The organism is Enterococcus sp. DIV1314a, assembly GCF_051713805.1.
In the GTDB taxonomy this organism is placed as follows: domain Bacteria; phylum Bacillota; class Bacilli; order Lactobacillales; family Enterococcaceae; genus Enterococcus_I; species Enterococcus_I aquimarinus.
On the sequence record NZ_JBIOQP010000001.1, the window covers coordinates 1,010,001 to 1,032,159 of the forward strand.

Genomic DNA, 22,159 nt, shown 5'->3' on the forward strand with positions numbered 1-22,159 from the left:
ACAAGTTAGAGCCCGTTAATGGGTGATAGCGTGCCTTTTGTAGAATGAACCGGCGAGTTACGATTATCTGCGAGGTTAAGTCGAAGAGACGGAGCCGTAGCGAAAGCGAGTCTGAATAGGGCGAATGAGTAGGTGGTCGTAGACCCGAAACCAAGTGATCTACCCATGTCCAGGTTGAAGGTGCGGTAAAACGCACTGGAGGACCGAACCCACGTATGTTGAAAAATGCGGGGATGAGGTGTGGGTAGCGGAGAAATTCCAAACGAACTTGGAGATAGCTGGTTCTCTCCGAAATAGCTTTAGGGCTAGCGTCAGATTTTAAGAATGATGGAGGTAGAGCACTGTTTGGACTAGGGGCCCGTCTAGGGTTACCGAATTCAGATAAACTCCGAATGCCATACATTTATATCTGGCAGTCAGACTGTGAGTGATAAGATCCATAGTCGAAAGGGAAACAGCCCAGACCACCAGCTAAGGTCCCAAAATATATGTTAAGTGGAAAAGGATGTGGGGTTGCACAGACAACTAGGATGTTGGCTCAGAAGCAGCCATCATTTAAAGAGTGCGTAATAGCTCACTAGTCGAGTGACCCTGCGCCGAAAATTTACCGGGGCTAAACATATTACCGAAGCTGTGGAGTGTACGTATGTACACTGGTAGGAGAGCGTTCTAAGGGCGTCGAAGGTAGACCGTGAGGACTGCTGGAGCGCTTAGAAGTGAGAATGCCGGTATGAGTAGCGAAAGACAGGTGAGAATCCTGTCCACCGTATGACTAAGGTTTCCTGGGGAAGGCTCGTCCGCCCAGGGTTAGTCGGGACCTAAGCCGAGGCCGATAGGCGTAGGCGATGGACAACAGGTTGATATTCCTGTACCCGTTGTTTTTGTTTGAGCGATGGAGGGACGCAGTAGGCTAAGAAATGCAGACGATTGGAAATGTCTGTCCAAGCAATAAGTCCGAGTGAGAGTCAAATGCTTTCATTCATTAAGGACAAGTTGTGATGGGGAGGGAAATTTAAGTACCGAAGTTTCTGATGTCACACTGCCGAGAAAAGCTTCTAGTTAGAAAACAACGGCCCGTACCGTAAACCGACACAGGTAGTCGAGGAGAGTATCCTAAGGTGTGCGAGAGAACTCTCGTTAAGGAACTCGGCAAAATGACCCCGTAACTTCGGGAGAAGGGGTGCTGTTCGCAAGAACAGCCGCAGTGAATAGGCCCAAGCGACTGTTTATCAAAAACACAGGTCTCTGCAAAATCGAAAGATGAAGTATAGGGGCTGACGCCTGCCCGGTGCTGGAAGGTTAAGAGGAGTGCTTAGCACAAGCGAAGGTACGAATTGAAGCCCCAGTAAACGGCGGCCGTAACTATAACGGTCCTAAGGTAGCGAAATTCCTTGTCGGGTAAGTTCCGACCCGCACGAAAGGCGTAACGATTTGGGCACTGTCTCAACGAGAGACTCGGTGAAATTTTAGTACCTGTGAAGATGCAGGTTACCCGCGACAGGACGGAAAGACCCCATGGAGCTTTACTGTAATTTGATATTGAGTGTCTGTACCGCATGTACAGGATAGGTAGGAGCCGTAGAGATCGGGACGCTAGTTTCGATGGAGGCAATGGTGGGATACTACCCTTGCGTTATGGCCACTCTAACCCGCATCACTAATCGTGATGGGAGACAGTGTCAGATGGGCAGTTTGACTGGGGCGGTCGCCTCCTAAAAGGTAACGGAGGCGCCCAAAGGTTCCCTCAGAATGGTTGGAAATCATTCGTAGAGTGCAAAGGCAAAAGGGAGCTTGACTGCGAGAGCTACAACTCGAGCAGGGACGAAAGTCGGGCTTAGTGATCCGGTGGTTCCGCATGGAAGGGCCATCGCTCAACGGATAAAAGCTACCCTGGGGATAACAGGCTTATCTCCCCCAAGAGTCCACATCGACGGGGAGGTTTGGCACCTCGATGTCGGCTCGTCGCATCCTGGGGCTGTAGTCGGTCCCAAGGGTTGGGCTGTTCGCCCATTAAAGCGGCACGCGAGCTGGGTTCAGAACGTCGTGAGACAGTTCGGTCCCTATCCGTCGCGGGCGTTGGAAATTTGAGAGGAGCTGTCCTTAGTACGAGAGGACCGGGATGGACTTACCGCTGGTGTACCAGTTGTCTCGCCAGAGGCATCGCTGGGTAGCTATGTAGGGAAGGGATAAACGCTGAAAGCATCTAAGTGTGAAGCCCACCTCAAGATGAGATTTCCCATTTCTTTAAGAAAGTAAGATCCCTGAGAGATGATCAGGTAGATAGGTCAGGAGTGGAAGTGCAGCGATGTACGGAGCGGACTGATACTAATCGATCGAGGACTTAACCAAAATGTTAAAATAAAAACTTGGTATGGTACAATGATTTTCTTCAAATCCAGTTTTGAGTGAGCAACACTTACTCAAATAATCAAATAGTGTGGTGGCGATAGCAAGAAGGATACACCTGTACCCATGCCGAACACAGAAGTTAAGCTTCTTAGCGCCGATTGTAGTGAAGGGTTTCCCTTTGTGAGAGCAGGACGTCGCCACGCGAATTTGATATATAATTCACTCATTCATTATGGGGGTTTAGCTCAGCTGGGAGAGCATCTGCCTTACAAGCAGAGGGTCAGCGGTTCGATCCCGTTAACCCCCATCATGAGTCGTTAGCTCAGTTGGTAGAGCATCTGACTTTTAATCAGAGGGTCACAGGTTCAAGCCCTGTACGACTCATTTTAATCAATTTTCAAACGCGGGTGTGGCGGAATTGGCAGACGCACTAGACTTAGGATCTAGCGCCGCAAGGCGTGGGGGTTCAAATCCCTTCACCCGCATGAGAAATACGCCGGCTTAGCTCAGTTGGTAGAGCATCTGATTTGTAATCAGAGGGTCGAGGGTTCAAATCCTTTAGCCGGCATTTTAGTAAAATATTTGCGGAAATAGCTCAGTGGTAGAGCACCACCTTGCCAAGGTGGGGGTCGCGGGTTCGAACCCCGTTTTCCGCTTTAGCCAATTCTTATGCCGGGGTGGCGGAACTGGCAGACGCACAGGACTTAAAATCCTGCGATGAGTGATCATCGTGCCGGTTCGATTCCGGCCCTCGGCATTTTTTTTTGCACCCATAGCTCAATTGGATAGAGTACTTGACTACGAATCAAGCGGTTAGAGGTTCGACTCCTCTTGGGTGCATTAAGCTGTTTTACGGGAAGTAGCTCAGCTTGGTAGAGCACTTGGTTTGGGACCAAGGGGTCGCAGGTTCGAATCCTGTCTTCCCGATACTGATCAAAGTGTAAAGCATGACTAATTATTAGTTATGCTTTTTTTGTTGTCTTCGAGTTTTAGTGATGTTATCGACTCGAATGGCATATTTATTTGCTGATTAAATGTGATACAATAGTAGAGACAAAGAGAAAGAGGAGGCGTATACTTGGAAGGAAAAATTACAAAAGCGCTAAGTGGCTTTTATTATATTGAAAGTGAAGGCATCACGTATCAAACACGAGCGAGGGGAAATTTTCGTAAACGTAAGATCACGCCATTGGTGGGGGATAACGTTGTCTTTGAAAGTAGTAATTTGACGGACGGGTATTTGTTAGAAGTTTTTCCTCGAAAAAATCAACTAGTACGTCCGGCTGTTTCGAATGTCGATCAAGGAGTCGTCGTTAGCAGCTTAGTAGAGCCTAATTTTTCTTATAATTTATTGGATCGTTTTTTAGTGTCATTAGAATTCGAAGATATAAATCCTCTTATTTATCTAACGAAAGTCGATTTATTAGAAGATGATTCATTAGTGAATGAAGTGAAAAAAGTCTATGAAGAAATTGGCTATCCCGTAATTGTTGCTACAGAAGATGAGACGTCGTTAAAACAAATTGAAGCGACTTTTTCTCAGAAATTGACAGTATTCATGGGGCAATCTGGTGCGGGTAAATCAACTTTATTAAATCGAATTGTACCCGATTTAGCGTTAGAAACAGGTGAAATTTCAAGTGCGTTAGGTCGTGGGAAGCATACGACGCGACACGTTGAATTGTTGCCGATTGCCGGAGGATTGGTTGCGGATACGCCTGGTTTTGGCTCCATTGATTTTCTAACGGTCGAAGCGAGAGAATTGCCGCGTTTATTCCCAGAGTTTGTTAAAGTAGCTAGCCAATGTCGCTTTAGAGAGTGCTCACATATCAATGAGCCCAACTGTGCCGTGAAAGAAGCAGTAACGGAGGGAACCATTGCGCAAACACGCTATGAGAATTATACTCAATTTTTAAATGAAGTTGAAAATAGAAAACCAATGTATCGTAAAAAGAAATAGGAGATGAGAAGACAATGAAAATAGCCCCGTCGATTTTAAGTGCAGATTTTGCAAATTTACAAAGAGATGTCGCATTTGTTGAAAAACATGGAGCTGACTATATTCATATGGATGTAATGGATGGTCAGTTTGTTCCGAATATTACCTTTGGAGCTAATGTTGTAAAAGCATTACGTCCTCATACGAAATTACCTTTAGACGTTCATTTAATGATTGCTCAACCAGAACGTTATATTAATGATTTTGTGGAAGCTGGCGCTGATATTATTGGTGTCCATGTTGAAGCCGATTCTCATATTCACCGAACGATTCAGTTAATCAAAGAAAAAAATGTCAAAGCAGAAGTTGTGATTAATCCTGGGACACCGGTTTGTGCGATTAAACATATATTGGGTATGGTTGATCAAGTACTGGTGATGACGGTCAATCCTGGTTTTGGTGGTCAACAGTTTATCGAAGAGTGCCTCATTAAAATTAAAGAGCTAGCGGATTTGAGAGCGGAAAATGGCTATCATTATGATATTCAAGTAGATGGTGGAATTGTCCCAGAAACTGCCAAGCGTTGCAAAGAAGCAGGAGCTAATGTTTTTGTGGCAGGTAGTTATATCTATGACGCTGAAGATCCCGCGAAACAAATTGCATGCTTAAAAGAGGCGCTAAGAGGATGAAAGTTTTACTAGTAGCTGGAGGGTCTACTGCTAGTTGGCCCGCGCTTACGAGTGAATATGACGTGTATATCGGCATTGACCGGGGAAGTCTCTATTTACTCGAAGCAGGCTATCGCGTAGACTTAGCAATTGGGGATTTTGATTCGTTATCTCCTGTTGAAAAAGAGTCTGTCTTTGAGCATGCTATTAAGATCATCACAGCTCCTGCTGAAAAAGATGAGACTGATACACAGCTCGCGCTCTCCTATGCGTTGACACACTATCAAGCGGCAACATTTGAAATGATTGGAATGACAGGTGGTCGTCTCGATCACTTTTTAGCCAACTTATGGATGGTTCTCGAACCACGTTTCAAACCGTATAGTGCGCAAATTATGCTGAGAGATCGGCAAAATACGGTAAGCTATCTGTTGCCTGGCGAATATAAAATCGAGCAGATACCCGAAATGAAATACCTGGGCTATTGTTGCCTAACACCTGTTGAGAATTTAACCTTGCGATACAGTAAGTATACGCTTAATCAAGTGACGATTCCTCATCCGATGTCACTCGCAAGTAATGAGTTTATTGAAAAAACAGCCTATATTTCTTTTGATGAAGGAATCATAGCTGTGATTCAATCAAAAGATGAATAAAAAGTCGGGACTGGCCTTTTTGAAAAAAGTGTTCAAAAAAGCTTAAGAGTCTCGTCTTTTCTTTTGTTTCCTATCATTTAGTGGTACAATTTACCCTATCAGTCTGTATAATATGAGGTGCACTTTGTGAAAAAATTTAACCCAAATAAAAATATAATTATTACGTTGATTCTTGTGATTATTATTGTGACGACGTTGAGTGTTACGATTGCAAGACGAGCAGTTGCGGATAAACCATTCTTTGCGCAATCGCTCATTACGGATACGATTTCAATCATCGATCGAACGATTACAGCTCCTTTTCGTTGGATTAGTAGTGGTGCTAGTGCGGTAGAAAATCTTTTCGTGACGTATGAAGAAAATGAACGCTTGAAAGAGAAAATTGATCAATATGATGAATTGTTGCAACAAAACAAAAATCATGAGCGAGAAATTGCGACGTTAACAGAAGAATTGAATTTGCAAGCCACGCTTACTGATTTTGAAAAAATTACAAGCAATGTCATCTCTCGTTCACCTGATACATGGCAAGATATCATGGTCATCGATCGTGGAAAGAATGATGGCGTAGAAGCGAACATGCCGGTTGTTTCGAATGCAGGATTAATCGGACGTATTATTGAAGTAAATAAGGCCTCTTCTAAAGTGGAATTATTAACGTCAAGTAACCAAAATAGTAATCAATTTCCCGTCCGGATTTCAACTAAAGAGGGGGAAGCATTTGGTATTTTGAAAGGCTATGACGCGGATAAAGAGGTCCTTGTGATTGAGCAAATCACTGGAGTAAAAGAAATCGAAGCAGGCGCTGTCGTTCAAACATCAGGATTGGGTGGCGGCTCACCAGCAGATTTACCGATTGGTACAACGTTAAAAGAAAGTACGGATCGTTTTGGTTTAACGCGACAAGTGTACGTCAAACCTTATGCCCAAATGTCTGACTTGCTCGTCGTGACGGTGATTAAGCGCGGAGTAGGTGATGAATAAAAATGATTAGGAGAAACCTCTATTATTTCACTCCTGTTTTATTTTTTTTCTTGATGTTAATTGACGCGCATCTGACGCAAGTATTCATCGCGACGAGTCAGAATCATTACATTTGGCGTGCGCATCTCGTTTTGATTGCTATGTTAATTGCTGTAAAGCAATTGCCTAAACATTATATGATTACCGTTGCTTTGATCATTGGCAGTCTCTTTGACTTATATTACCTAGGGATTTTAGGTATTTATGCGGTAGTATTTCCAGTGACAATCTGGTTGATGTACCTGATATATGGCATCTTATTTGAAAATGATTTTAATCTTTTTTTTGGTATGATTATATTTGTCACTTTCTTTGAACTATTCATTGTTGGACTGCAATTAATGTTCAATTTAATTCGAATCGATTTGATTTATTTTGTGACACAATTGTTAGCACCGACGTTACTTTTAAATATAGGTCTCTATTTATTGAGTATTTATCCTCTCAAAAAAATATTCTGGAAAAAATAAAAAAACTGTCTCAATCGTTGTCCTTTTTTGGTACACTGATTGAGACAGTTTTTTTATCATCGTTAAGCGAATAAAGGAGACAGCATACTTATGAATGAAAGCGTTTTAAAAGAAGAGATATTATTTAAACCCGGAGATCATCAATCAAGTGCTTTTCGGATTCCAGCATTGCTTTATACAAAAAAGAAAACATTAATTGCAGCGGCAGATGCTCGAATGACCAATCAAAGAGATAATCCAAACGAAATAAAAAATGTGATTCGAAGGAGTTTTGATCAAGGTGAGACATGGGAGCCGATTCAAACAACCATTGAATTTTTGGGTGATAAAGGGGTCAATGGTCCGGCAGCAATTGATTGTTCTTTAGTCCAAGATCAACTGAATGAACGCATTTGGTTACTTTATTCTCATAGCCCAGGAGGAATAGGTGCTTTTAATAGTTGGATAGGGACAGGCTATGATCAACAAGATCGGAAAATCGTGTATAATCGTCATTATTATCCTTACGTCATAGCAAATAACGGACGAGTATACACGAAAGATGACGAAACATTAACCGACTATCGTGTAGATACAGAGGGCTACGTCTTTAAAGGTGAACGTCGCTTAGGAACAATCTATGAAAAATTCAATGAGTTAAAGGAAGAACAACTTTATGAAGCACCGACAAGCTATTTACAACTCATTTTTAGCGATGATGAAGGTCATAGTTGGTCGAATCCAATTGAGTTAAATAACCAAGTGAAAGAAGAATGGATGAGTTTTATTGGAACGGGTCCTAGTAGAGGGATTCAACTGGAACACGGTCGGTATCCAGGACGGTTGCTTTTTCCAATTTATTTTATGAATAAAAGTGGTTTTTTCTCTTGTAGCGTTATTTATAGCGATGATCATGGACAGACTTGGCAACGTGGAGCATCACCTAATGATGGACGTCCTGTTTCTTTAAGTGATATTTCTGCGGAAAGTTTGGGAGAAGCATTAAAAAAATATGAATTAACAGAATCACAGGTGATTGAACAACTGGATGGATCGCTCAGACTGTATATGCGAAATCATTATGGAAAAGGGTGTGTAGCAAAGGCGATTAGTCTAGATGGCGGCGTCAGTTGGGGTGAAATTACCTTTGAAGAAACCTTAATCAATCCGGTATGCCAATTTAGTGTCCTCCCGTATCGATTAGATAATCAACAAGGACTGTTGTTTTTAGGCCCTCGTTCAACCCACAAGAGAGAAAATGGTGTCTTACTTTTTAGTCTGGATAATGGACTCACATGGTCAGGGGAACAGTTAATAGAGCAAGGCTCCTTCATCTATTCTGCCATGACTGTTCTAGAACACGGTACGATTGGTCTATTATATGAGAAACAATGGTCGTCTGACGGTCTGATTCGATTGATTTTCAAAAAAATTGATTTGAAAGAAATACGAAACGAATCCGGTGAAACACCACTTTTTGAGTCTTTACAACCTTGAAAATGAAGAAAATAAGAACAGTTGTGATAAAAAAGCGAGATTGAAACATATTTGTAACATTTGTTTTATCATCCTGTCATACACCTGTGTTACAATCAGCTTGTCGTTAATATTAATTAAGAAATTTTAAAACAAATTAAAAATAGTTTAAATACAGTCAATCAATCGGAGGAATATCACTTGAAGAAACGAATTTTATCATCATTACTCGCCTGTTCTTTATTGTTTACCGTAGTAGCAGCGCCTGCGATTGCTTTTGCAGATGACTTTGATACGCAAATTGAACAAAAAAATAAAGAAATTACTGAATTACAAAGTAAACAAGCAGCTTTACAATCGCAAATTAGTGGTTTAGAAGCAGAAGTTGCAGGCATCAATGCCAAAGCACAAGAACTTTTTGCGAAAAAAGAAACATTAACAAAAGAAACAGAGCAATTACAACAAGAAATTGCTGATTTAGAAGTCCGTATTGAACGTCGTGAAGAAGCGATTCGTAATCAAGCGCGTGACGTCCAAGTAAATGGGAGCCAAACAACTTTAATTGAAGCGGTCATTAATGCTGACTCAATTACAGATGCGATTGGTCGTGTTCAAGCGATGTCAACGATCGTGAATGCTAATAATGATTTAGTGACACAACAAAAAGAAGATAAACAAGCAGTAGAAGATAAAAAGATTGAAAATGAAACCAAATTAGGTGAAATTCAAGAAACGCAAGTCACGCTAGAAGCACAAAAAGGTGAATTAGAACGTAGTCAAGCAGACTTAGCGGTCGCTAAAGCAGATTATGCTTTACAACAAGCGTCAAAAGAAAGTGAAAAAGAAGCAATCAAAGAACGTAAAGCAGCAGCAGAAGCAGAACAAGCTCGAATTGCTGAAGAAGCACGTTTAGCGGCTCAAGCACAACGCCAAGCAGCGCAAGAAGCTCAAGCACAAGAAGAAGCACAAGCCGCAACAAGTAATACAACAAATCAAACAACGAATAACCAAACAAATAATTCACAAACAAGTACCAATAATAATTCAAGTAATAGTCAGACGTCATCAAGCAGTAATAACACGTCATCGTCTAATACGCCATCATCAAGTACAACGGAGGAGTCAAATACGAGCGTCGAAACACCAGCTCCAGCTCCAGTTGCTCCAACGCCTACACCAGCTCCAGCACCTTCAGGGAATGGTTCTTCGGTGATTGCAGAAGCGTATAAATATTTAGGCGTACCTTATGTATGGGGTGGAAAAACACCAAGTGGTTTTGACTGTTCAGGCTTTACAAGCTATGTTTTCCGTAACGCAACTGGCCGTGAAATCGGTGGTTGGACTGTTCCTCAAGAAAGTGCTGGCACAAAAATTTCTGTTGCCGAAGCACAACCAGGCGATTTGTATTTCTGGGGTTCTGCAGGTAGTACTTACCATGTAGCCATTGCTTTAGGTGGCGGACAATACATCCATGCACCATCTCCAGGTCAAAGCGTAAGCGTTAGTTCTGTTGGTTCATGGGGACCAAGTTTCGCAGTACGTATGTAATGAAATAAAAGCTGACGAGTTCATTTCGTCAGCTTTTTTCGTGTGTACTAAGTAAGAAGATACCAAAGACCGAGGCTTAGAAACGGAACAAAAGGGAGATAGCCGAGCTGTTTTTTGTTCACTAAGAAATAGAGGCAAAAAAAGACCAGAGCCAAACAACTGGCAATCGCTAAAAGTAAAAATAATTCATATAACGATAGCCAAGGTCCCCAAATGAGTAACAAGAGGACATCTCCCAGCCCGAGATAAGATTGAAAGAAGAAGGTCACGATGAATAAGCAAAAGAGCATGAAGACACCAGTTTGCCAGTAAAAAGGAGACTGAAAATAGAAATGAAGGAGCCATAGCAAAAACCCGAATGGATATAAGAGTTTGGGTTCGACAATAAAGTAGAAGAGATCGGTCATTGACAGTAAAAAAGCCATTGTTAGCCAACAGAGAAGTAGACACTTTAACATCAGTGTTTCTTGTTGCAGTGAGAAAACAAAGACACAACCGTAAATAAGTGCACTCAATCCATGAACAAAATAACCATTTTTTTGACAAGAAACATCACGATAGCAAAGAGGAATCAATGAAAAAAAGGATGCTTGCGCAGGATGAGAAGTGCGATCGTCAGAGCAAGAAGGACGGGCTTCTTGGTTTAGTGGTAGATAGCGCGCAATTACCGTGAGCACGGAACCGATACAACAGCCAATATAAAAAAGTTTCATTCTATTCTCCTTTTTCTATATTCTTTTAAGAAGATACGCAAAAAAGGGTGAATACTAGACAAATTGCTTCGCTTTATTGAATAATAAGGAGTGATCAAACAATGGAGGGAAAGAAATGAAAAAAACAGGAACCGTGATAGGTGCTTTATTATTCATGCTCTTATTTATAAGCGGTTGTACAAAGGCAATTCCCGCGGAGGAAGCGGCAAATATCTTGATTGATACGATGATTTATGATCAACAAACGGAAGCTTTCCAAATAAATTTTGCGAATAGTGAAGAATTAACGGAAATTTTCGTCGAACAACGGACACTGTTTGAAGAGAATTTTACCCAAGGGATATTACAGACAGGTGAAGCAGTGGACGAGCAGCTCGCGATGGAGATTTCCGAAATGTTGATGCAACAAATGCGCGAAACGACGAGTTACCAAATCAAAAACATTACAGAAACCAAGCCGATATATCATGTAACGTATGAGATACAAGGATTCAATTTACTACAATTATTTAAAGAATCGATTACGGAGCTGTTAGTCCGTATTCAAAACGACAATGAGTTGGTTAAAGATGAGAAAACGTTAATTGCGACAACCGTGGCCATTATGCAAGAAAAGATTCCGACAATCGAGGCAAATGACACGAGTACAGAAGTAACGTTACAGTTAAAAGTCAATCGAGGGAAATGGGAAATCGTTAACGGTCAAGACGAATCCCTAGCCAGCTTGTATCTTGCTTTCTTCTCAGGCATGCGGTCTCAAGAAGAATTAACGAACGCGATGACGGAAGCATTGAATGAGATAGAGGTACCATCGATGGGAGAACCGACAAATTGAGAAAGTTTCTCAAATAATCATTATTATTGTACATTTTCGTTGTTTCGTACTATGCTAGATATACAAGAAAGTGAGGAGATGTTAAGATGAAATACGAACAAACGAAAGAAATATTAAATCAACTAGTGGCGGATTTAAGTCAGTTTTCAGTTGTGATTCATCAAACCCACTGGTATATGCGCGGTCCAGAATTCCTAACGTTACATCCTTTGATGGACGAATTCATGGATGAAATCAATGCGCAATTAGATGTAATCTCAGAGCGTTTAATTACCTTAGATGGTGCACCTTATTCCACCTTACAAGAGTTTATTGATCATACTGGTATTAAAGACGAAGTTGGAACATATGAACGTACGATTCCAGAACGCATGGCAACACTTGTTTCTGGTTACCGCTATTTAGCTGATTTGTACAAAAAAGGCATCGAAGTAGCTGGCGAAGAAGGCGACGACAGCACGCAAGATATCTTTACGAGCTTCAATACAGATATCGAGAAAAAAATCTGGATGCTTCAAGCAAAATTAGGCTTTGCCCCAGAAATTGACCCCGCTTATTCTGAAATGACAAGATAACATTCGCGATATCCCTCAATTTTTTTGAGGGATATTTTTATTTCTTTTTTTCAATAGAAAATGATTGACATTCGCGTGAAATCTAGGTATCATATTAAATGGTATTGTTTGCCCCATTAAGAGCCCCGGAAACTCAAATGCATGTCAAACATTCGAAATTGAAATTGGAGGAAAAATACAGTGCGTACAACATATATGGCCAAAACTGGCGAAGTAGAACGTAAATGGTATGTAGTTGATGCAACAGATGTTCCTATGGGTCGTCTTTCATCAGTCGTAGCATCAATTCTACGTGGAAAAAATAAACCAACATTCACTCCCCATGTGGATACAGGTGATTTTGTAATTGTCATTAATGCAGATAAAGTTAAATTAACAGGTAATAAAGCAAGTGGAAAAATTTACTACCGTCACTCAGGATACATCGGCGGAATTAAATCAATCTCAGCTGGAGAATTACGTGAGAAAAACTCTCGTCGTCTAATCGAAACTTCTGTTAAAGGTATGTTACCTAAAAATACTTTAGGTCGTGCTCAAGGCATGAAATTACACGTTTATGCTGAAGGAACACACCCACATGCAGCACAACAACCAGAAGTATTGGATCTTACAAACTTAATTTAATAGGAGGGAATTTCATTGGCACAAGCTCAATATATCGGCACAGGCCGTCGTAAAAACGCAGTTGCTCGCGTACGTTTAGTACCAGGAACTGGTAAAATTACTATTAACAAAAAAGACATTGAAACATATATCCCACATGCTGACCTACGTGAAGTTATCAACCAACCTTTTGGCGTAACTGAAACAAAAGGCGCATATGACGTATTAGTGAACGTTAACGGTGGAGGCTACGCAGGACAATCAGGTGCAATCCGTCATGGTATCGCACGTGCATTATTAACTGTAGATCCTGATTTCCGTCCAGCTTTAAAACAAGCAGGTCTATTAACTCGTGACGCTCGTATGGTGGAACGTAAAAAACCAGGTCTTAAGAAAGCTCGTAAAGCTTCACAATTCTCAAAACGTTAATTGCGATTATCGTTCAAACAAAAAACCATTTCTTTTTGGAATGGTTTTTTTGTTTGTTACGAGACTCGTACTGGGCGAAGCAAGGCTGAGCGCAGTTTCCTTTTTTTGTGTCGTTGCGAATTTATTCGCTTACGAATACAGTATGGGACGGGGGTTTCCTTTGAAATCGAGTACCAATCCATTAAGACGTTTCAAGGCACTTTCCATTTATTGGAGAGTGTCTTTTTTACAAACCATCCCTTATATAACGCTTACATTTTAATTGCACTTTTCGTTTAAATAAAATATCAGATTACGATTCATTTAAAATAAAAGGAATGAACTAACATGAAGAAAGTATCGAGCAATCTTATTTTAGGACTAATGTCTTTAATCATTGGATTTCAGTTTCTTCGGTTTGATAATGGATATATCTTGGAAACGGCTTCTTATGAAATTGTGCCGGGACATCTATTAATTGCTTTAGGCGGGGTTATTTTGATTTACTATACAGTCCCCATTATTTAGGGTGTATTCATAGATAAAAAACAGAAGTAGAGGTTATAGATAGAGGATCGTTAACTCAGTACCATCATCAGTAAAATCGAATGAAATCAAAAAAGAGAGCAGATGAATGCTCTCTTTTTTGATAATCCTAATCGAGGAATGCCGTTAGATTAAAACGGCATTCTATGAGGGGCGAGTTTGTCCCAATCGAAGATGACGCCTGTACCGGGGATTTCGGGTGCAACAGCGTGTCCATCTTCTGGATCGATGACAAGGGGACGTGTGGTGTATTGGTCAATAGGGAAGCTATGCATTTCGAGATAGCCCGCGTTAGGCATCGCGGCTAGTAAGCTCACATGGAGTTCTTGCATGCCGTGAGTCGAAACAGAGAGGTTATGCACTTGGGTTAAGGTAGCGACTTTAAGCCAACCCGTAATGCCTCCACAGTTTGAGGCATCTGGTTGTGGGAAGTCAACGTGCCCATATTGAATCATATGCATGAATTCGATCGGAGTACGTAAGTTTTCGCCTCCTGCGACGGCAATGTGTCCTTCTTGGGCAATTCGTGCATAGCCCTCGTAATCTTCTGGAATGGTGGGTTCTTCAAGGAATAAAATATTATAGGGCGCCATTAATTTCGCTGCTTTAATCGCTTTTTCAACCGACCAGCTCATGTTGGCGTCCACCATAAACACGACATCTGGTCCGATGAGTTCACGAACCGCTTTGATTCGTTCAATATCTTCGGCTAGTGTTGGTTGTCCGAGTTTGATTTTGACGGCTTTTAGGCCCATGTCTAAGTATTTTTGATTGTTTGCCAGTAATTTCTCTAGCGGGAAGTTCAAATCAATCGCGCCACCGTAACATTTGACTTTATTGCTGTGGCCACCGAGTAATTTATAGAGTGGTTCATCTGCTTTTTTGGCACGTAAATCCCATAGTGCAATGTCACAGGCTGCAATCGCAAAGCTTGCGAGTCCGCCGCGTGCAACATAGTGGATGCCCCAGTTCATTTGATCCCAGAGTGATTCGATACAAGAGGCATCTTTACCTAATAAAATATGTTTGAGTTCTTTGTCGATGAGTTTGGCAATCGACTCTCCACCAAAGCCCCCTGTATACGTATAGCCAACACCTGTTCGGCCGTCTTCGGTAGTGATTTTGACAATCGGGACTTCAAAATGGGTATGGAGACCGTGTTTTGCATCCTCCATAATTTCAGGTAGGGGAATGCGGTAATATTCTGTTACAACTTCAATAATTGTCGACATTAAAATCCTCCTTACAGTTTTTGATTGGTGAATCACGTAGGTAATGCTTGAGTGGCAATTGACTTTCTTGAACGGCTTGCGCAATAATGGCTGCGATTGTTGCGGCTCCGAGATTGCTTAAGTGCGTATTATCACAAACCCCTTCAGGATAATAAGTGAACTCATTTGGCTTACCATGCAAAAAGAATTTAGTTGTTTCTTCTGGTGAGTACGACTTAAGCCATTCTTGTGTTTTGGCAAAAATATCGAGGACGACGACATCATGCATTTGGGCTAATTGTTTCATCGCATCTGGATACTCCCCAAGAGTTAGAGGATTGAGACTCCCATCAGGTAAGTAATCTCGACGACTAATCGGTGTCAATAAAACGGGGCAGGCGACTTTCTCTTTAGCGGCTTCGATGTATTGTGTTAAATAAGTTAAATAACTACCATAGGGTAATGTCCCGCGACTTTCATCTATTTTTTGATCGTTATGGCCAAACTGAATAAAGAGATAGTCTCCAGGTGCGAGTCGATTCTTGATTGTTTCGAGTCGCTGTTCATGAATAAAAGATTTGGAACTTCGCCCATTCATTGCATGATTTTCAATCTGCAGTTTTTGATCGAAGTAAGTGGCCAGTTTTTCACCCCAGCCAGTTTCTGGGCGACGATTCTCTGCTTTAGTTGCGGCGGTAGAATCGCCAGCAATAAAAATAGTTGGCATAATCTTCTCCTTTTAATGCATTATTCAGTAGCGTTCATTTTGTGATTGTCTTTCTTTTAGCCAATTTTCGGCTAGACCTTGCCATTGTAAGAGATGAGGAACTTCAGGAAGTATTCCTAAACCGTGTCGGCCTTCAGGGAAAAGGTGACACTCTACCGGAACCTGTTTTGCTTTCAAGGCTGTAAGGAGACAAAGACTGTTTTCAACCGGAACAGCTTGATCGGTAATGGTATGCCAAATGAAGCAAGGAGGCGTCTTTGTATCAACGATTTTTTCTAACGAGAACTGTGAACGCAACTCAAAACTGGCAGTTTCTCCCAGTAGATTTTGCCAACTACCGCGATGACTAAAAGGTTCGACAAAGCTGACAACCGGATAGGCAAGTAACAAGCCATCGGGTCTAGGGCTAATCTTGCTGCCAATTAAACCGGCGACGTGTGCTCCAGCAGAAAATCCCAGAACAAAAATCTGATCGAGAACAGGGTGGGTGCGTAATTCACTCATGATTTTTTCGATATCGGATAGGAATGTTTTGTAGTGAATATGTTGGACTTGGTAAGCCAAAATACCGGTATGATAGCCCGCCTCCTTTAACCAATGTTGAATCGCAAGCCCTTCTTTTTCATAAGCGAGATGTGTATATCCACCACCGGGACAAATTAAAATAAATGGACGGCGTGTTTCATCAATCAAGTGAAGGGTATAACTCGTGTGAATCGGTTTTTCAAGTGTGTGATCAATTTTCACAAAGATGCTCCCTTTTCATGAATTTAAAAATTAAAATAATTAGCGGCATTATGATAACTAATATCTTCTACGATTTTCCCTAAGTACGCTTCATCTGCGGGTGCTTCGCCACGTTCGACGATTTCACTAATGAAGCCACATAAAACACGACGGAAGTATTCATGTCGCGTATACGATAAGAAACTACGAGAATCGGTTAACATGCCGACAAAGTTTGCTAATGGACTGCCATCCGCGAAAACGGTCAATTGTTGACGCATTCCAGCTAAAGTATCGTTATACCACCAACCAGAACCAAGTTGTAATTTTCCTGGACTCTCTTTTTGGAAACAACTCATTAACGCAACAATGACCGGATAGTCATTCGGATTCAACGAATAGAGAATGGTCTTTGGTAATTGATCGGTTGTATCTGCCCGATTCAATAATTGTTGTAAAGGAATGGTCAAAGATAAATCATTAATTCCGTCATAGCCCGTGTCCGGTCCTAATTGTTGGTACATGCGGTCGTTACAATTGCGATACGCATGAATGTGTAATTGAGCGGTCCAGTTGCGTGCGTGATAGAAATGGAATAAGTGCGTTAAGGTTTCTGTTTTATAAGTGGCAATTTCAGTGGGGCTTAATGCTTCTTGCTTTAATGCTTTCACAAAAATTGCTTCTAACGCTTCTGGGGAAGCTGCCTCATAGTGTAAAACATCTAGTGCGTGGTCTGATAAACGCCCTCCTTGGTCATGGAAGTACTGGACGCGAGACTCTAATGCTGAGATTAATTCTTGATAGGAATCAATCGGTGTGCCGTATACCTCGCCTAATTGAGTAATCCATTGTTCAAAATCAGGTTTATCCAGATTTAACGCTTTATCTGGTCGGAAAGTCGGTAATACTTTGAAAGCAACTTCTTCTTTTGCTAAGCGTTGATGATAAGCAAGGTCATCAATCGGATCATCTGTTGTACAAATCACTTTGACGTTGGAGTTTTTGATTATTTCGCGGCGACAAAAATCGGCTGTAGCTAATTTCGCATTCGCACGCTCCCAAATTTCTGGTGCATTTTTTTCATTGATCACGAGATCCACGCCAAAGAAACGTTTTAATTCTAGGTGTGTCCAAGTATAAAGCGGATTGCCAATCGTTTTGGGCATTGTTTGACACCAAGCCAAGAATTTATCGTAATCAGAGGCATCGCCCGTAATGTGTGATTCGGGTACTCCGCAAGCACGCATTAAACGCCATTTATAGTGATCCCCGCCAAGCCAAGCTTCCGTTATATTTTTAAACGGCTTATTTTCATAAATTTCTTTTGGGTCTAAGTGGCAATGGTAATCGATGATGGGCATTTTCGCAGCATGTTGATGGAACAGTGTCTTGGCCCACTCATTTGGTAGTAAAAAATCATCATTTAAAAACATCTCATTTCGTCTCCTAACATTTTTCGATTTAGCCGTTTTCTTCACCACCCACAGGATGAAAGTTATGTGGGTGGTGAAAAGTATATGGCCTTGATCGTTTCTACAAAGTAACACCTGTTTTAAAAATCGCGATTTCGCGTACATCATTTTGTTCATTTCGAGTTTCTTCGCCACTTGCAACGGCGATGATTTTATCAATAAACTCTTGTAACACGTCTTCCATTGGACGTTCTAATAATGTCCCAGCGTTAAAGTCCATCCAGTGGCCTTTGCGTTCAAAAATGGTCGAGTTGGTCGCGACTTTAATCGTTGGCACATATGAGCCAAACGGTGTTCCACGACCAGTCGTAAATAAGACTAATTGACAATCGGAAGAGGCAAGGGCGGAAGAGGCAACTAAATCATTCCCCGGAGCTTGTAATAAACTTAAGCCTTTTTTGCGTAATTTCTCACCGTATTTCAATACATCGACAACAGGTGCGGTACCAGCCTTTTGCGTGCAACCTAACGATTTGTCTTCTAAAGTGGTAATGCCGCCCGCTTTATTCCCAGGTGAGGGGTTTTCATAAACTGGCTCGCCAAAAGAAAGGAAGTATTGTTTGAAATCATTAATTAAGTGAACGATTTGTTCGAAAATGTCTTCGTTCTCGGCGCGCGCCATCAGCACCTCTTCTGCGCCAAACATTTCGGGTACTTCGGTTAAAATGGTACTTCCACCTTGTGAGATTAAGAAATCGGAGAAGGCTCCGAGTAATGGATTCGCGGTAATACCAGAAAAGCCATCCGATCCACCACATTTAAGACCGACATTCAATTCACTGAGCGGAACGTCTTCACGATGATCGTCTTTAGCGGCGATGAATAACTCTTCTAATAAATCAACGCCTTGTTGGATCTCATTATAGACTTCTTGGGCGACAAGGAATTTCACGCGATTTTCATCGTATTCGCCTAAATGTTCTTTGAAAGCCGGAATGGTGTTGTTTTCACAGCCTAAGCCAAAAACAAGTACGCCACCAGCATTGGGATGTTTGACCGTATCGATTAAGATTTCACGTGTATTCGAATGATCCGTCCCTAATTGGGAACAACCATAAGGATGTTTTAAAATGGTGACATTATCAAAAGGACCTAAATCGGGATGCTTTGCTTTAAATTCTTTGATAATTAGTTCGGCTACGCCATTGACACAGCCAACTGTCGGCACAATAAATAAATCATTTCGGATCCCGACTTTTCCATTGGCACGACGATACCCTTTAAACGTTAATTCTTGTTTAGGATAGGTGCGTTGGTGTAATTCTGGTTGGTAACGATATTCTAATTCGCCCGCTAAATTTGTTTTCACGTTATGGGTATGCAACCATTCGCCTGGTGCCACATCTTCTAGGACATGTCCGATGGGCGAGCCGTATTTGATAACATGGTCATCTTTTGTTAAAGGGATGAGTGCAATTTTATGACCTTGAGGGATGTCTTTTAATGCGGTAACGGTATAGTCATCGATTGAGATCTGTTCTCCAGCAGTAATCGGGCGTAAGGCAACAGCGACATTATCACGGATATTTAGTTTTAATAAATCAGGTGCTTGAATCGTAGTCGTCGTCATTTATTTTTCTCCTTTCAAATCTTGAACCACTTGACGCGCGCCATTGGTTTCAAGTGCATCGAGTTTTAGTTGCACGGTTTCACTTAAGCCAGGTAAAACCGTTAAATTTTCACCCCATAAATGGGTGTTAGACAGCACACTTACGACAACGGTAGCGGGTGTTTGCCATGCTGTTTCAAAAAAGGTGACAATGTCTTGATCATCCGCAGGTGTCACTTGATCTCCTCGATATGATAAAATTAAGGCAGCAAGCGATGTCGCTAAATATGTTGGTACATGGTTATTTTTCTGGATGTAACGAGTCAAAATTGGGAGTAAACGTGCTTTGAATTTGGAGATACTATTTAATGAGATAGCAGATAGTTGATGATGAGCAAACGGATTTAAAAAACGTTCTTTAATTTGATCTGCGTATTCGTCTAACTCGGATTTTGGTAAGTTCAACATCGGAATGAGTTCTTTGGTAAACAAGTCATCGATGAAGGGGCGGAAGTCGTCATCATTCATGACTTCGTCGACCGTTGATAAACCAGCTAATAACGCAAGTGGAACCATCGCCGTATGTGGACCGTTTAATAAATGGACTTTGCGCTCGCGATAAGGGGTCATATCGTCGGTCACAATGACATTTAATCCTGCTTTTGTTAATGGAAGAGATTCTGTTAAGCTTTGTGGTCCTTCGATTACCCAAAGCATAAAGGGTTCCGCTTTCACCATTAACTGATCTTCGTAGCCCAATTTTTCTGACCATTCTTTGGCAGTATCACGCGGATAGCCAGGAACAATTCGATCAACTAAACTACAGCAAAAGGTGTTGTCATTTTCGATCCATTCTTTAAATGCATGCGGTAATTCCCATAATTCAATATAGCGTAAGACGATTTCTTTTAATTTGTCCCCATTTCGATCGATGAGCTCACAAGGAATAATCGTTAAACCTGGTAATTTTGCTTGATAACGTTGGTATAAGAAGGCAGTGAGTTTTCCTGGATAACTTTGTTGAGGCGCATCTTCTAAACGATCATTTGGATTAAATTGGATACCAGCTTCGGTTGTATTTGAAACGACAAATTCGAGGTCTTTATTTTCTGCTAAAGCGAGATATTCTGCGTAAGCTTGGTACGGATTAATGACAGTATCTAAAACGTTTATAATCTCGCTTGTCTCAACCAGTTCCCCGTCGATTAAGCCTTCTAATAAAACAGTGTATAGATTGTCTTGTGCACGTAACATTTCGCCAAGTCCTTGATTAATTGGTTGGACGACCGCTACGGTACCATTGAAGAGCTGTTGTTTATTCATTTGTTGAATTTGCCAATCCACAAAGGCACGCATGAAATTACCTTCTCCAAATTGCACTACTTTTACTGGGAGGTCATTTTTTGTTTCAGGGAATTCTTTTTGAGTTAGTTTTTTTGTCATATTATTTTTCCTTTCTCGCGTATGCACACGTGAACATTTTATTTAAAAACAAAGAACGAGTCTTTGTTTAAGTAACGGTTAATAAGTTTTTGACGGATTGACGCACCATCAAAGTTGTTGGAATTTCGTAATGGGTCTTTGCAATTGCTTCTTGATTGATTTGCTTTAATAATAATTCAGTCCCTAGTCGACTGATTTTATTTAACGGTTTATGAATCGTCGTTAGCGGTGGATTCAAGTAAGAAGTAATGGGTGTATTATCAAAGCCAATAATCGAAAGATCATTTGGGACTGTTAATCCAGCGGCATCGATTGCCCGCATCGCACCAATCGCCATATCATCATTCGCACAAAAAATCAGGGTCGGAAGTTCTTGATTTTTGAGCAGCTGGGTCATTTGTTGAAATCCGCTTTCTAAGCTGTAGTTTCCAGACCGGAAAAATGCTGGCACAATGGGTAACTCATGTTTTTCTAACATGGCGATCAGCCCTTTTCGTCGTTCATTCGAAGAGTGAAAGACTTCGAGCCCGCCAATATAACCGATTTTTTTGTGCCCAAGAGTAATCGCATACTCAATTCCTGTCATGACACCTTCTGCGTCGTCGGCCACGACATTCATAATTTCCGGATCATCGACTAAACGATTCACTACAACAAAAGGCAAGTTTTGTTGTTTTAAATATTCGATAAACGCTTGATCCGTTTCGCTCTGACTCATTACTAAGATGCCATCGTAGCGTTGGAAATTAATATCGGAGAAGTTCTGTATTTCATCAATTCCTTCTACAGAGAGTGAATAACTGGCTTCTAGAACCGACCGAATGCCAGTAATGGTATCGACAAGAAAACTGGAACTCGTTCCTTGGCTAATACTGGAAAAAAATAAACCAATCATATAATTTTTTTGATTGACGAGACTTTTCGCGTTAAAGTTTGGGACATAGTTTAATTCCTTCGCCACACTTTTTATATGTTCTCTCGTCTCTGGTTTCACAAGTGGACTATTATTTAAAGCTCTTGAAACGGTTGTATGAGAAATCCCCAATTGTTTGGCAATGTCTTTAATGGTAACCATAGAGGACCCCCTTCTTCTTTTTAGTAAATAAGTCATTGAATGTTTACGGTTACATTGTATAATAGAAGAATAAGAGTGTCAACAAAGAATATTGTTAAATCAATGATGCACACGTTAAACAATGGCGGTCACTTTTTTTTTACTAAAAAGAGGGGGATAAGCTTACAA

The 22,159-nt window shown here is 41.2% G+C and carries 20 protein-coding genes, 8 tRNA genes and 2 rRNA genes (1 of these 30 running past the window's edge); 22 read left to right on the plus strand and 8 right to left on the minus strand.

Going from position 1 to position 22,159, the window contains the following annotated elements; translation table 11 throughout:
* The 17 genes from IGI68_RS04885 to IGI68_RS04965 all read left to right on the plus strand — a co-directional run.
* Positions 1–2,349: ribosomal RNA gene (locus tag IGI68_RS04885) — 23S ribosomal RNA — on the plus strand (it extends 566 nt beyond the left edge of the window).
* A gap of 87 nt (positions 2,350–2,436) precedes the next feature.
* A 5S ribosomal RNA gene (gene rrf, locus IGI68_RS04890) occupies positions 2,437–2,552 on the plus strand.
* A 31-nt stretch (positions 2,553–2,583) separates the two neighbouring features.
* Positions 2,584–2,656, plus strand: a tRNA-Val gene (locus IGI68_RS04895).
* Positions 2,657–2,660: 4 nt separating this feature from the next.
* Positions 2,661–2,733: transfer RNA gene (locus IGI68_RS04900), tRNA-Lys, on the plus strand.
* Between the two features lie 19 nt (positions 2,734–2,752).
* A tRNA-Leu gene (locus IGI68_RS04905) sits at positions 2,753–2,834 on the plus strand.
* Positions 2,835–2,844: 10 nt separating this feature from the next.
* Positions 2,845–2,917: transfer RNA gene (locus IGI68_RS04910), tRNA-Thr, on the plus strand.
* Positions 2,918–2,933: 16 nt separating this feature from the next.
* Positions 2,934–3,005, plus strand: a tRNA-Gly gene (locus IGI68_RS04915).
* 15 nt (positions 3,006–3,020) lie between these two features.
* Positions 3,021–3,106: transfer RNA gene (locus tag IGI68_RS04920), tRNA-Leu, on the plus strand.
* Between the two features lie 9 nt (positions 3,107–3,115).
* Positions 3,116–3,189 (plus strand) — tRNA-Arg (locus tag IGI68_RS04925).
* Positions 3,190–3,202: 13 nt separating this feature from the next.
* Positions 3,203–3,276 (plus strand) — tRNA-Pro (locus IGI68_RS04930).
* A 151-nt stretch (positions 3,277–3,427) separates the two neighbouring features.
* Positions 3,428–4,309: a ribosome small subunit-dependent GTPase A gene (gene rsgA, locus IGI68_RS04935; protein WP_071874741.1), complete on the plus strand. Its 882-nt coding sequence runs from the start codon at positions 3,428–3,430 to the stop codon at positions 4,307–4,309.
* Positions 4,310–4,323: 14 nt separating this feature from the next.
* On the plus strand, positions 4,324–4,977 hold the full coding sequence (rpe, locus tag IGI68_RS04940; RefSeq protein ID WP_071874740.1) for a ribulose-phosphate 3-epimerase: 654 nt from the start codon (positions 4,324–4,326) through the stop codon (positions 4,975–4,977).
* Entirely contained in the window at positions 4,974–5,612 is a 639-nt protein-coding gene (locus IGI68_RS04945) for a thiamine diphosphokinase (protein WP_071874739.1), read from the plus strand. Before rpe ends, IGI68_RS04945 begins: the two co-directional genes overlap by 4 nt.
* A gap of 126 nt (positions 5,613–5,738) precedes the next feature.
* On the plus strand, positions 5,739–6,596 hold the full coding sequence (mreC, locus tag IGI68_RS04950; RefSeq protein WP_071874738.1) for a rod shape-determining protein MreC: 858 nt from the start codon (positions 5,739–5,741) through the stop codon (positions 6,594–6,596).
* A 2-nt stretch (positions 6,597–6,598) separates the two neighbouring features.
* Positions 6,599–7,105, plus strand: coding sequence for a rod shape-determining protein MreD (gene mreD / locus IGI68_RS04955; RefSeq protein ID WP_071874737.1), 507 nt, complete (start codon positions 6,599–6,601; stop codon positions 7,103–7,105).
* Positions 7,106–7,195: 90 nt separating this feature from the next.
* Positions 7,196–8,581, plus strand: a complete 1,386-nt coding sequence (locus IGI68_RS04960; protein ID WP_438730937.1) for a sialidase family protein — start codon at positions 7,196–7,198, stop codon at positions 8,579–8,581.
* Positions 8,582–8,761: 180 nt separating this feature from the next.
* Positions 8,762–10,108: a C40 family peptidase gene (locus IGI68_RS04965; protein WP_438730940.1), complete on the plus strand. Its 1,347-nt coding sequence runs from the start codon at positions 8,762–8,764 to the stop codon at positions 10,106–10,108.
* Positions 10,109–10,155: 47 nt separating this feature from the next.
* On the opposite strand, the gene IGI68_RS04970 is transcribed toward IGI68_RS04965, so the two are convergent.
* Positions 10,156–10,821: a prepilin peptidase gene (locus IGI68_RS04970; RefSeq protein WP_438730943.1), complete on the minus strand. Its 666-nt coding sequence runs from the start codon at positions 10,819–10,821 to the stop codon at positions 10,156–10,158.
* Between the two features lie 115 nt (positions 10,822–10,936).
* On the opposite strand from IGI68_RS04970, the gene IGI68_RS04975 reads away from it, so the two are divergent.
* The 5 genes from IGI68_RS04975 to IGI68_RS04995 all read left to right on the plus strand — a co-directional run bounded on the left by IGI68_RS04975 (position 10,937) and on the right by IGI68_RS04995 (position 13,770).
* Positions 10,937–11,656, plus strand: a complete 720-nt coding sequence (locus tag IGI68_RS04975; protein ID WP_438730946.1) for a DUF5105 domain-containing protein — start codon at positions 10,937–10,939, stop codon at positions 11,654–11,656.
* An 86-nt stretch (positions 11,657–11,742) separates the two neighbouring features.
* Positions 11,743–12,231 carry a DNA starvation/stationary phase protection protein gene (locus IGI68_RS04980; RefSeq protein ID WP_273231972.1) on the plus strand — a complete coding sequence of 163 codons (489 nt, stop codon included), beginning with the start codon at positions 11,743–11,745 and terminating at the stop codon, positions 12,229–12,231.
* Between the two features lie 195 nt (positions 12,232–12,426).
* The gene (rplM, locus tag IGI68_RS04985; protein WP_342741497.1) at positions 12,427–12,855 is read left to right on the plus strand and encodes a 50S ribosomal protein L13; all 429 of its coding nucleotides are present in this window, start codon (positions 12,427–12,429) and stop codon (positions 12,853–12,855) included.
* 15 nt (positions 12,856–12,870) lie between these two features.
* A complete protein-coding gene (gene rpsI / locus IGI68_RS04990; RefSeq protein WP_071874730.1) occupies positions 12,871–13,263 on the plus strand; it encodes a 30S ribosomal protein S9 in 393 nt (130 codons plus the stop codon).
* Between the two features lie 327 nt (positions 13,264–13,590).
* Complete coding sequence (locus IGI68_RS04995; protein ID WP_438730950.1) at positions 13,591–13,770, plus strand: hypothetical protein; 180 nt, start codon at positions 13,591–13,593, stop codon at positions 13,768–13,770.
* A gap of 149 nt (positions 13,771–13,919) precedes the next feature.
* Here the strand turns inward: IGI68_RS04995 and IGI68_RS05000 are convergent, their stop codons facing one another.
* The 7 genes from IGI68_RS05000 to IGI68_RS05030 form a co-directional block, all read right to left on the minus strand.
* Positions 13,920–15,020: a mandelate racemase/muconate lactonizing enzyme family protein gene (locus tag IGI68_RS05000; protein WP_438730953.1), complete on the minus strand. Its 1,101-nt coding sequence runs from the start codon at positions 15,018–15,020 to the stop codon at positions 13,920–13,922.
* On the minus strand, positions 15,004–15,726 hold the full coding sequence (locus tag IGI68_RS05005) for a rhamnogalacturonan acetylesterase (RefSeq protein WP_438730956.1): 723 nt from the start codon (positions 15,724–15,726) through the stop codon (positions 15,004–15,006). The genes IGI68_RS05000 and IGI68_RS05005 overlap by 17 nt, the downstream gene beginning before the upstream one ends.
* 24 nt (positions 15,727–15,750) lie before the next feature.
* Complete coding sequence (locus tag IGI68_RS05010) at positions 15,751–16,473, minus strand: alpha/beta hydrolase (protein WP_438730959.1); 723 nt, start codon at positions 16,471–16,473, stop codon at positions 15,751–15,753.
* Positions 16,474–16,496: 23 nt separating this feature from the next.
* Complete coding sequence (gene uxaC, locus IGI68_RS05015; RefSeq protein WP_438730962.1) at positions 16,497–17,885, minus strand: glucuronate isomerase; 1,389 nt, start codon at positions 17,883–17,885, stop codon at positions 16,497–16,499.
* 100 nt (positions 17,886–17,985) lie between these two features.
* Positions 17,986–19,494 carry a UxaA family hydrolase gene (locus tag IGI68_RS05020; RefSeq protein ID WP_438730965.1) on the minus strand — a complete coding sequence of 503 codons (1,509 nt, stop codon included), beginning with the start codon at positions 19,492–19,494 and terminating at the stop codon, positions 17,986–17,988.
* On the minus strand, positions 19,495–20,916 hold the full coding sequence (locus IGI68_RS05025; protein ID WP_438730968.1) for a tagaturonate reductase: 1,422 nt from the start codon (positions 20,914–20,916) through the stop codon (positions 19,495–19,497).
* A 67-nt stretch (positions 20,917–20,983) separates the two neighbouring features.
* Positions 20,984–21,991 (minus strand): LacI family DNA-binding transcriptional regulator, encoded by a 1,008-nt coding sequence (locus tag IGI68_RS05030; protein ID WP_071874723.1) that lies wholly within the window; start codon positions 21,989–21,991, stop codon positions 20,984–20,986.
* Between the last annotated feature and the right edge of the window lie 168 nt (positions 21,992–22,159).

What these genes read in the sequence shown, in the direction of transcription:
- rpe (WP_071874740.1), top strand. Translation starts at nt 4,324, where the DNA reads ATGAAAATAGCCCCGTCGATTTTAAGTGCAGATTTTGCAAATTTACAA.
- IGI68_RS04945 (WP_071874739.1), top strand. Translation starts at nt 4,974, where the DNA reads ATGAAAGTTTTACTAGTAGCTGGAGGGTCTACTGCTAGTTGGCCCGCG.
- mreD (WP_071874737.1), top strand. Translation starts at nt 6,599, where the DNA reads ATGATTAGGAGAAACCTCTATTATTTCACTCCTGTTTTATTTTTTTTC.
- IGI68_RS04960 (WP_438730937.1), top strand. Translation starts at nt 7,196, where the DNA reads ATGAATGAAAGCGTTTTAAAAGAAGAGATATTATTTAAACCCGGAGAT.
- IGI68_RS04970 (WP_438730943.1), bottom strand. Translation starts at nt 10,821, where the DNA reads ATGAAACTTTTTTATATTGGCTGTTGTATCGGTTCCGTGCTCACGGTA.
- IGI68_RS04975 (WP_438730946.1), top strand. Translation starts at nt 10,937, where the DNA reads ATGAAAAAAACAGGAACCGTGATAGGTGCTTTATTATTCATGCTCTTA.
- IGI68_RS04980 (WP_273231972.1), top strand. Translation starts at nt 11,743, where the DNA reads ATGAAATACGAACAAACGAAAGAAATATTAAATCAACTAGTGGCGGAT.
- rplM (WP_342741497.1), top strand. Translation starts at nt 12,427, where the DNA reads ATGGCCAAAACTGGCGAAGTAGAACGTAAATGGTATGTAGTTGATGCA.
- IGI68_RS04995 (WP_438730950.1), top strand. Translation starts at nt 13,591, where the DNA reads ATGAAGAAAGTATCGAGCAATCTTATTTTAGGACTAATGTCTTTAATC.
- IGI68_RS05000 (WP_438730953.1), bottom strand. Translation starts at nt 15,020, where the DNA reads ATGTCGACAATTATTGAAGTTGTAACAGAATATTACCGCATTCCCCTA.
- IGI68_RS05005 (WP_438730956.1), bottom strand. Translation starts at nt 15,726, where the DNA reads ATGCCAACTATTTTTATTGCTGGCGATTCTACCGCCGCAACTAAAGCA.
- uxaC (WP_438730962.1), bottom strand. Translation starts at nt 17,885, where the DNA reads ATGTTTTTAAATGATGATTTTTTACTACCAAATGAGTGGGCCAAGACA.
- IGI68_RS05020 (WP_438730965.1), bottom strand. Translation starts at nt 19,494, where the DNA reads ATGACGACGACTACGATTCAAGCACCTGATTTATTAAAACTAAATATC.
- IGI68_RS05025 (WP_438730968.1), bottom strand. Translation starts at nt 20,916, where the DNA reads ATGACAAAAAAACTAACTCAAAAAGAATTCCCTGAAACAAAAAATGAC.
- IGI68_RS05030 (WP_071874723.1), bottom strand. Translation starts at nt 21,991, where the DNA reads ATGGTTACCATTAAAGACATTGCCAAACAATTGGGGATTTCTCATACA.